Consider the following 8524-nt stretch of genomic DNA (forward strand, 5'->3'; position numbering starts at 1 on the left):
GCTCGGTGATCCTGGTCGGCGAGCGCGCCGCCGAGGTGCCCGGCCTGTTCTCCGCGGTCGCGGCGCTGGCCGGGCGGACCGGCGCGCGGGTCGCCTGGGTGCCCCGCCGCGCGGGCGAGCGCGGCGCGCTGGAGACCGGCCTGCTGCCCACCCTGCTGCCGGGCGCCCGCCTGGTCACCGACGCGGACGCGCGGGCGCACGTGGAGCGGTCGTGGGGCCTGGAGCCGGGCGCGCTGCCCGCCGCGCCGGGCCGCGACACCACCGGCATCCTCACCGCCGCCGCGAGCGGCGAGCTGGACGCGCTGGTCGTGGGCGCGGTCGACCCGTTCGACCTGCCCGACCCGGCGCTGGCCGAGCGGGCGCTGTCGCGGGCGCCGTTCGTGGTCAGCCTGGAGATCCGGCACAGCGCGGTCACCGCGCACGCCGACGTGGTGCTGCCGGTCGCCCCGGCGGTGGAGAAGTCCGGCAGCTACCTCAACTGGGAGGGCCGCCGCCGCCCGTTCGCCACCACGCTGGAGGGCACCGGCTCGCTGCCCGACGGCCGGGTGCTGGACACCCTGGCCGTGGAGATGGACGCCGACCTGTTCACCCAGACCCCGGCCGCCGCGGCGGCCGACCTGGAGCGGCTGGGCGCGGCCACCGTGCGGGCCGCCGCGCCGACCGTGCCCGCGCCGCTGCTGAGCCAGCCCAAGGCCGGGCAGGCCGTGCTGGCCACCTGGCGGCGGCTGCTGGACAACGGGTCGCTGCAGGACGACGAGCCGAACCTGGCGGGCACCGCCCGGCCGGTGGTGGCCAAGCTGTCCGAGGCCACCGCCCAGTCGCTGGGCGTGGTGCTGGGCGGTGAGATCACCGTCGCCACCGAGCGCGGCGCGGTGGTGCTGCCGGTCGAGGCGGCCGACCTGCCCGACGGCGTCGTGTGGCTGCCCGGCAACTCGGGCGCGGTCGCGGTGCGGCGCTCCCTGGCCGCGGGCCACGGCTCGGTGGTGGCTGTTTCCCCCGGAGGCAACGCATGAGCAAGACAGCGGAACTGCTCGCGGACGACCCGCTCTGGCTGATCATCGTCAAGGTCGTGGGGATCTTCGCGTTCCTCGTGGTGATGACCCTGTTCATGATCAACTGGGAGCGCAAGGTCGTCGCGCGGATGCAGCAGCGGCCCGGCCCCAACCGGGTCGGCCCCGGCGGCTGGCTGCAGTCGCTGGCCGACGGGCTGAAGCTGGCGTTCAAGGAGGACATCCGGCCGGTGCTGGCCGACAAGTGGGTCTACTTCCTGGCCCCGGTGATCTCCTGCGTGCCCGCGTTCCTGGCCTTCGCGGTCATCCCGATCGGCGGCGAGGTCTCCATCTTCGGCGAGCGCACCGCGCTGCAGCTGGTCGACCTGCCGGTGGGCGTGCTGGTGGTGCTGGCCTGCTCCTCGGTCGGCGTCTACGGCATCGTGCTGTCCGGCTGGGCCTCCGGCTCGCCCTACCCGCTGCTGGGCGCGCTGCGCTCGGCCGCGCAGGTGATCTCCTACGAGATCGCGATGGGCCTGTCGATCGTGGCCGTGGTGATGAACTCCGCCTCGCTGTCCACCGCCGACATCGTCGAGGCCCAGGCGGGCGGCTGGTACTTCTACCTGCTGCCGGTCAGCTTCGCGATCTACGTGATCTCCATGGTCGGCGAGACCAACCGCGCCCCCTTCGACCTGCCCGAGGCCGAGTCGGAGCTGGTCGGCGGCTTCCACACGGAGTACAGCTCGCTGAAGTTCGCGCTGTTCTTCCTCGCCGAGTACATCAACATGGTCACCGTCTCGGCGCTGGCCACCACGCTGTTCCTGGGCGGCTGGCGCTTCCCGTTCGTCGGCGACGACCACCTGCTCAACAGCGGCTGGTTCGGCCTGCTGTGGTTCGTGCTCAAGACGCTGGCCTTCCTGTTCCTGTTCATCTGGCTGCGCGGCACGCTGCCCCGCCTGCGCTACGACCAGTTCATGCGGCTGGGCTGGAAGTTCCTGGTCCCGATCGCGCTGGTGTGGTTCGTGGCGGTGGCCTTCGCCCGCTACGTCCGCCAGGAGATCGAGGCGGGCGGCCTGGCCACCGGCACGGTGCTGGCGGTGTTCGGCGCGGTGCTGGCCGCCGTGCTGCTGATCGCCTTCCTGCTGCCGGACCGGCGCGAGGAGCGCGACCCCAACGCGGTGCCGGTCACCGGCGGCGGCTTCCCCGTGCCGCCGCTGGACCTGGCCGTGCCCAAGGCGCCCCCGCGCCGCCGCGACGTCGAAGTGGCGCGGCTGCCCAAGGAACCCGCTGCAGTAACCACCGGCAAGGAGGCTGGCGATGGGGATGCTTGATCCCGTCAAGGGCTTCGGCGTGACCTTCGGGACGATGTTCAAGAAGGTCGTCACCGAGGAGTACCCCGAGGTCAAGAAGGTCACCGCGCCGCGGTTCCACGGCCGCCACCAGCTCAACCGGCACCCGGACGGGCTGGAGAAGTGCGTCGGCTGCGAGCTGTGCGCCTGGGCCTGCCCGGCGGACGCGATCTTCGTCGAGGGCGGCGACAACACCGAGGACGAGCGCTACTCGCCCGGTGAGCGCTACGGCGCCGACTACCAGATCAACTACCTGCGCTGCATCGGCTGCGGCCTGTGCATCGAGGCCTGCCCGACCCGCTCGCTGACCATGACCAACGAGTACGAGCTGGCCGACGACAGCAGGCAGAAGCTGATCTTCACCAAGGAGGACCTGCTCGCCCCGCTGCTGCCCGGCATGGAGCAGCCGCCGCACCCCATGCGGCTGGGCGAGAACGAGCAGGACTACTACGTCAACGGCCCGGCGCTGGCGCGCGAGGCCGGGGTGCCCAAGGGCGCGACGGTGGAGACCGGGTCAGAGGAGGCGCGCAAGTGAGCCTCACGCTCCTGGCCCAGCCGGGGATCACCCAGCAGGTGGCCGACACCGTCACCACCGGCGAGGCGGTCGCGTTCTGGGTCCTCGGACCGCTCGCGCTGGCGGGCGCGCTGGGGATGCTGTTCGCCCGCAACGCGGTGCACTCGGCGCTGTGGCTGGTGCTGACCATGCTCAGCCTCGGCGTGCTCTACATGGTCCAGCAGGCGCCGTTCCTCGGCTTCGTGCAGATCATCGTCTACACCGGCGCGATCATGATGCTGTTCCTGTTCGTGCTGATGCTGGTCGGCCGGGACAGCTCCGACTCGGTGGTGGAGGTGCTGCGCGGCCAGCGGTTCGCCGCCACGGTGCTGGGCATCGGCTTCGCGGGCCTGGTGGTGGGCGCGCTGGGCCGCGCGCTCACCGACGTCACCCCGGTCGGCCTGGTCACCCCGAACACCACCAACGGCGGCAACGTGGCCAACATCGGCCAGCTGCTGTTCACCGACTACCTGTTCCCCTTCGAGCTGACCTCGGCGCTGCTGATCACCGCCGCGATCGGCGCGATGGTGCTGGCGTTCGCCTCGCGCGCCAAGCAGACCCGCAAGACCCAGCGCGAGCTGGTCGAGGAGCGCTTCCGGGGCGAGCGCCCCGGCTCGCTGCCCGGCCCCGGCGTGTTCGCCACCGCCAACTCGGTGGCCACGCCCGCGCTGCTGCCCGACGGCTCGGTGGCGCGCGAGTCGCTGTCCGAGATCGTCGAGCCGACCGCGAAGGAGCGCCTGGACGACGACGTCGCCGAGGTCTCCGGCACCGGTCACCGGCCCGACGCGCGCGCGCTCAAGGGAGAGTCGTGACCCCTACCTACTACCTGCTGCTGTCCGCGCTGCTGTTCAGCCTCGGCGCGGTCGGTGTCCTGGTGCGGCGCAACGCCATCGTGGTGTTCATGTGCGTGGAGCTGATGCTCAACGCGGTGAACCTCAGCCTGGTCACGTTCGCCCGCATCAACGGCGAGCTGGACGGCCAGGTCATGGCGTTCTTCGTGATGGTCGTGGCCGCGGCCGAGGTCGTGGTCGGCCTGGCGATCATCATGGCGATCTTCAAGACGCGTCGCTCGGCCTCGGTCGACGACTCCAACCTGCTGAAGTACTGAGGGGTCACCGGTGACGGAACCTGTTGCCGCCAGCGGGATCGCGGGTCTCGCCTGGCTGTTGCTCGCCCTGCCCGCGCTCGGCGCGGCGGTGCTGCTGCTCGGTGGCAAGCGCACCGACCGGTGGGGACACCTGCTGGGCTGCGCCACGGTCATCGCCACGTTCGTCTACGGCGCCGCGCTGTTCTTCACCACGCTGGGGCAGAGCCCCGAGGCGCGCACCAGCGAGCTGCACCTGTTCGACTGGGTGCCGGTCAACGCGCTCACCGTGGAGTTCGCGCTGCGGCTGGACCCGCTGTCGCTGACCTTCGTCCTGCTGATCACCGGTGTCGGATCCCTGATCCACATCTACTCGATCGGCTACATGGCGCACGAGGCGGGCAGGCGGCGGTTCTTCGCCTACCTCAACCTCTTCGTCGCCGCGATGCTGCTGCTGGTGCTGGGCAACGGCTTCGTGACGCTGTACTTCGGCTGGGAGGGCGTGGGCCTGGCCTCCTACCTGCTCATCGGCTGGTACCAGCACAAGCCGGAGGCCGCCTCGGCGGCGAAGAAGGCGTTCCTGATGAACCGGGTCGGCGACCTGGGCCTGGCGATCGCCATCTTCATCATGTTCAAGGAGCTGGGCACCACCCAGTACACCGAGGTCTTCGCCCGCGTCGGCGAGCTGTCCTCGGCCGAGGTGCTGGCGATCACCTTGCTGCTGCTGCTCGGCGCGTGCGGCAAGTCCGGCCAGTTCCCGCTGCAGGCGTGGCTGCCCGACGCGATGGCCGGTCCCACGCCGGTCTCCGCGCTGATCCACGCGGCCACCATGGTCACCGCGGGCGTGTACCTCATCGCCCGCTCGAACCCGATCTACAACCTCAGCGCCGACGGCCGCCTGGTCGTCATGATCATCGGCGCGTTCACGCTGCTGATCGGGTGCGTCATCGGTTGCGCCTACGACGACTTCAAGAAGGTCCTGGCCTACTCCACGGTCAGCCAGATCGGCTACATGATCCTGGCCGTGGGCCTGGGGCCGCTGGGCTACGCGCTGGGCATCATGCACCTGCTGACCCACGGCTTCTTCAAGGCCGGGCTGTTCCTCGGCGCCGGTTCGGTCATGCACGGCATGAACGACGAGGGCAACATCCGCCGGATGGGCGGGCTGGCCAAGCTCATGCCGATCACCTTCGTCACCTGGACGCTGGGCTACCTGGCGCTGATCGGCTTCCCGTTCCTGTCCGGCTACTTCTCCAAGGACGCCATCATCGCCGCGGCGTTCTCCCAGGAGGGCTGGCGCGGCTGGGTCTTCGGCGGCGTGGCCGCGCTGGGCGCGGCGATCACCGCGTTCTACATGACCCGCCTGCTGCTGCTGGTGTTCCTGGGGCAGCCGCGCTGGAAGGAGCTCAAGTCCGAGGACGGCCGCGAGTACCACCCGCACGAGTCGCCGCTGAGCATGACGGTGCCGATGATCGTGCTGGCGTTCGGCTCGGTCGGCGCGGGCTTCTTCTTCTCCTCCGGCGACAACCTGGCGGGCTGGCTGGCCCCGTCGCTGGGCGAGCTGCAGGAGCAGCACGGCGTGCTGGGCCACACCGCGGTCAACTTCCTGACCCTGGGCCTGTCCGCGCTGGGCGTGCTGGTGGCGTGGCTGCTGTTCGGCCGCAAGCCCCAGCCGGTGCGGCGGCCCGAGCGGGTGTCGTTCCCGGTCCGCGCCGCGCGCGCCGACCTGTACGGCAACGCGCTCAACGAGGCGCTGTTCGCGCGGCCGGGCACCTGGCTCACCCGCGCGCTGGTGTTCGTGGACAACAAGGGCGTCGACGGTCTGGTCAACGGGACCGCGGCGCTGCTGGGCGGTAGCTCGGGCCGGCTGCGCCGGTTGCAGACCGGGTTCGTGCGCTCGTACGCGCTCTCCATGCTCCTGGGCGCGATCTGCGTCCTGGGCGCGCTGCTGATGGTGAGGTTCTCGTGAGCTGGACGCTGATCGCGCTGCTCCTGCTGCCGCTGGCCGGCAGCCTGGTGGTGGCCTTCCTGCGGGGCAACGACCGGCTCGCCAAGCTGGTCGCGCTCGCGGTCTCCTTGGTGGAGCTGGTGTTCGCGGTGCTGGCCTGGGTCGCCTACGACCCGGACGGCGCCCGCCTGCAGCTGACCAGCTCGGTGGAGTGGATCCCCGCCTTCGGCGTGCGCCTGTCGCTGGGCGTGGACGGCATCGCGCTGGTGATGATCGCGCTCATCGCGTTCCTGGTGCCGGTGGTCATCGGCGGCTCGTGGGCGGACAAGCTGCCCGAGGGCCGCAGCGCGGGCGGGTTCTTCGCGCTGCTGCTGGCCATGCAGACCGGCATGGTCGGCGTGTTCGCGGCCACCGACGTGTTCCTGTTCTACGTGTTCTTCGAGGCCGTGCTGGTCCCGATGTACTTCCTGATCGGCCGCTTCGGCGGGCCGAACCGGCAGTACGCGGCGATGAAGTTCTTCCTCTACTCGCTGCTGGGCGGCCTGGTGATGCTGGCGTCGGTGATCGGCGTCTACGTCGCCGCCGCCGACAAGCTCGGCGAGGGCACGATGGACTGGGCCACCCTGGTCACGGTGACCCGCGACCTGCCGCTGTCCACCCAGATCTGGCTGTTCCTGGGCTTCTTCGCGGCGTTCGCGATCAAGGCGCCGCTGGTGCCGCTGCACACCTGGCTGCCCGACGCGGGCGCCGAGGCGCCGGTGGGCGCGGGCGTGCTGCTGGTCGGCATCCTGGACAAGATCGGCACCTTCGGCTTCCTGCGCTACTGCCTGCCGCTGTTCCCGCTGGCCAGCCAGGAGCTCGCGCCGCTGGTGCTGGTGCTGGCCGTGATCGGCATCCTGTACGGCTCGCTGCTGGCGGTTGGCCAGTCGGACATGAAGCGGTTCGTGGCCTACACCTCGATCGCCCACTTCGGCTTCATCGCGCTGGGCATCTTCGCGTTCAGCTCGCAGGCGGGCGCGGGCGCGGTGCTCTACATGGTCAACCACGGCATCTCCACCGGCATGCTGTTCCTGGTCGTCGGCATGGTGATGGCACGGGGCGGGTCGCGCCTGATCGAGGACTACGGCGGCATGGCGAAGCTGACCCCGGTGCTGGCGGGCCTGTTCTTCGTGGCCGGTCTGTCGTCGCTGGCGCTGCCCGGCACCAACTCGTTCGTCAGCGAGTTCCTGGTGCTGGTCGGCTCCTTCCCCAACGAGCCGGTGTTCACCGTGCTGGCCGCGGTGGGCATGGTGCTGGCCGCGCTGTACGTGCTGTGGCTGTACCAGCGGGTCTTCCAGGGCCCGGTGCGCGGCACCGCGCTGGTCGACGCCACCGGCGGCCCCGGCGCGGCGGTCGACCCGGAGCGGGCCGCCCTGCCCGACCTGGGCAAGCGCGAGCTGGCCGTGCTGGCCCCGCTCGTGGCGCTGATCTTGGTGCTCGGCTTCTACCCGAAGCCGGTGTTGGACGTGATCACCCCGTCGGTCGGGGCGACGCTCAGCGAGGTCGGGGTGGCCGACCCGGTCGCGCAGGAAGGCAAGTGACGTGACGATCCTCGCCCAGGCAGAACGGCTGCAAGCGCCGGAGATCGACTACGCGGCGGTCGCGCCGGTGCTGATCGTGCTCGGCGCGGCCTGCCTCAGCGTGCTGCTGGAGGCGTTCCTGCCCAAGGCGCAGCGGTGGGCGGCCCAGGTCGTGCTCACCCTGCTCACGCTCGCCGCGGCGGGCGCCTCGCTGATCGGCTACGCGGCAGCGGAGGACAACCCCGAGCGCGGCACGGTGACCTTCGCGGGCACCATCGCGGTGGACCGGCCGGTGCTGTTCCTGTGGGCCACCCTGCTGGTGCTGGGGCTGGGCGCGGTGCTGCTCATCGCCGACCGCTCGGTCGAGCCCGGCGGCGCGTTCGTCTCCGACGCGGCGGTGCCCCCTGGCACGCCGCAGGACCGCGCGCGGGCGGGCCGGTTCGGGATGCAGACCGAGGTCTTCCCGCTGACCCTGTTCGCGCTCGGCGGCATGCTGGTCTTCGTCGCGGCGAACGACCTGCTGACCATGTTCATCGCGCTGGAAGTGCTGTCCCTGCCGCTGTACCTGCTGTGCGGCCTGGCCCGCCGTCGCCGCCTGCTGTCGCAGGAGGCCGCGGTGAAGTACTTCCTGCTCGGCGCGTTCGCGTCGGCGTTCTTCCTCTACGGCGTGGCGCTGCTGTACGGCTACTCGGGCTCGGTGAAGCTGGCCGACATCGCCACCGCCACCGCGGGCACCGACCGGTCGGACACGCTGCTGTACGCGGGCTTCGGCCTGCTGGTGGTGGGCCTGCTGTTCAAGGCGTCGGTCGGCCCGTTCCACGCCTGGACCCCGGACGTCTACCAGGGCGCGCCCACGCCGGTGACCGCGTTCATGGCCGCCTGCACCAAGGTGGCCGCGTTCGGCGGCATCCTGCGGGTGCTGTTCGTGGCCTTCGAGCGCTCCAGCTGGGAGTGGAACGGCGTGCTGTGGGGCGTGGCCATCGCGTCCATGGTGATCGGCGCGGTGCTGGGCCTGACCCAGACCGACGTGAAGCGGATGATC

At 71.2% G+C, this 8524-nt stretch carries 8 protein-coding genes; all 8 read left to right on the plus strand.

Annotated features, from left to right (window positions below):
- On the plus strand, positions 1-1013 hold a 1013-nt coding region (locus IEZ00_RS36675; protein ID WP_229795782.1), incomplete at its 5' end, for a molybdopterin-dependent oxidoreductase.
- Positions 1010-2320, plus strand: a complete 1311-nt coding sequence (gene nuoH, locus IEZ00_RS16135) for an NADH-quinone oxidoreductase subunit NuoH (RefSeq protein WP_189224083.1) — start codon at positions 1010-1012, stop codon at positions 2318-2320. The genes IEZ00_RS36675 and nuoH, both read left to right, overlap by 4 nt.
- The gene (nuoI, locus tag IEZ00_RS16140) at positions 2307-2873 is read left to right on the plus strand and encodes an NADH-quinone oxidoreductase subunit NuoI (protein ID WP_189224084.1); all 567 of its coding nucleotides are present in this window, start codon (positions 2307-2309) and stop codon (positions 2871-2873) included. Before nuoH ends, nuoI begins: the two co-directional genes overlap by 14 nt.
- Positions 2870-3703: an NADH-quinone oxidoreductase subunit J gene (locus IEZ00_RS16145; protein ID WP_229795785.1), complete on the plus strand. Its 834-nt coding sequence runs from the start codon at positions 2870-2872 to the stop codon at positions 3701-3703. The genes nuoI and IEZ00_RS16145 overlap by 4 nt, the downstream gene beginning before the upstream one ends.
- Positions 3700-3999 (plus strand): NADH-quinone oxidoreductase subunit NuoK, encoded by a 300-nt coding sequence (gene nuoK, locus IEZ00_RS16150; protein WP_189224085.1) that lies wholly within the window; start codon positions 3700-3702, stop codon positions 3997-3999. The genes IEZ00_RS16145 and nuoK overlap by 4 nt, the downstream gene beginning before the upstream one ends.
- Positions 4000-4009: 10 nt before the next feature.
- The gene (gene nuoL, locus IEZ00_RS16155; RefSeq protein WP_372448498.1) at positions 4010-5944 is read left to right on the plus strand and encodes an NADH-quinone oxidoreductase subunit L; all 1935 of its coding nucleotides are present in this window, start codon (positions 4010-4012) and stop codon (positions 5942-5944) included.
- Positions 5941-7503, plus strand: a complete 1563-nt coding sequence (locus tag IEZ00_RS16160; RefSeq protein WP_189224086.1) for an NADH-quinone oxidoreductase subunit M — start codon at positions 5941-5943, stop codon at positions 7501-7503. Before nuoL ends, IEZ00_RS16160 begins: the two co-directional genes overlap by 4 nt.
- Before the next feature lies 1 nt (position 7504).
- Positions 7505-8524 (plus strand): NADH-quinone oxidoreductase subunit NuoN (gene nuoN, locus IEZ00_RS36680; RefSeq protein ID WP_229795789.1); only part of this gene is annotated, 1020 nt, incomplete at its 3' end.

It is taken from the genome of Saccharothrix coeruleofusca (assembly GCF_014648515.1).
Taxonomy (GTDB): Bacteria; Actinomycetota; Actinomycetes; order Mycobacteriales; family Pseudonocardiaceae; genus Actinosynnema; species Actinosynnema coeruleofuscum.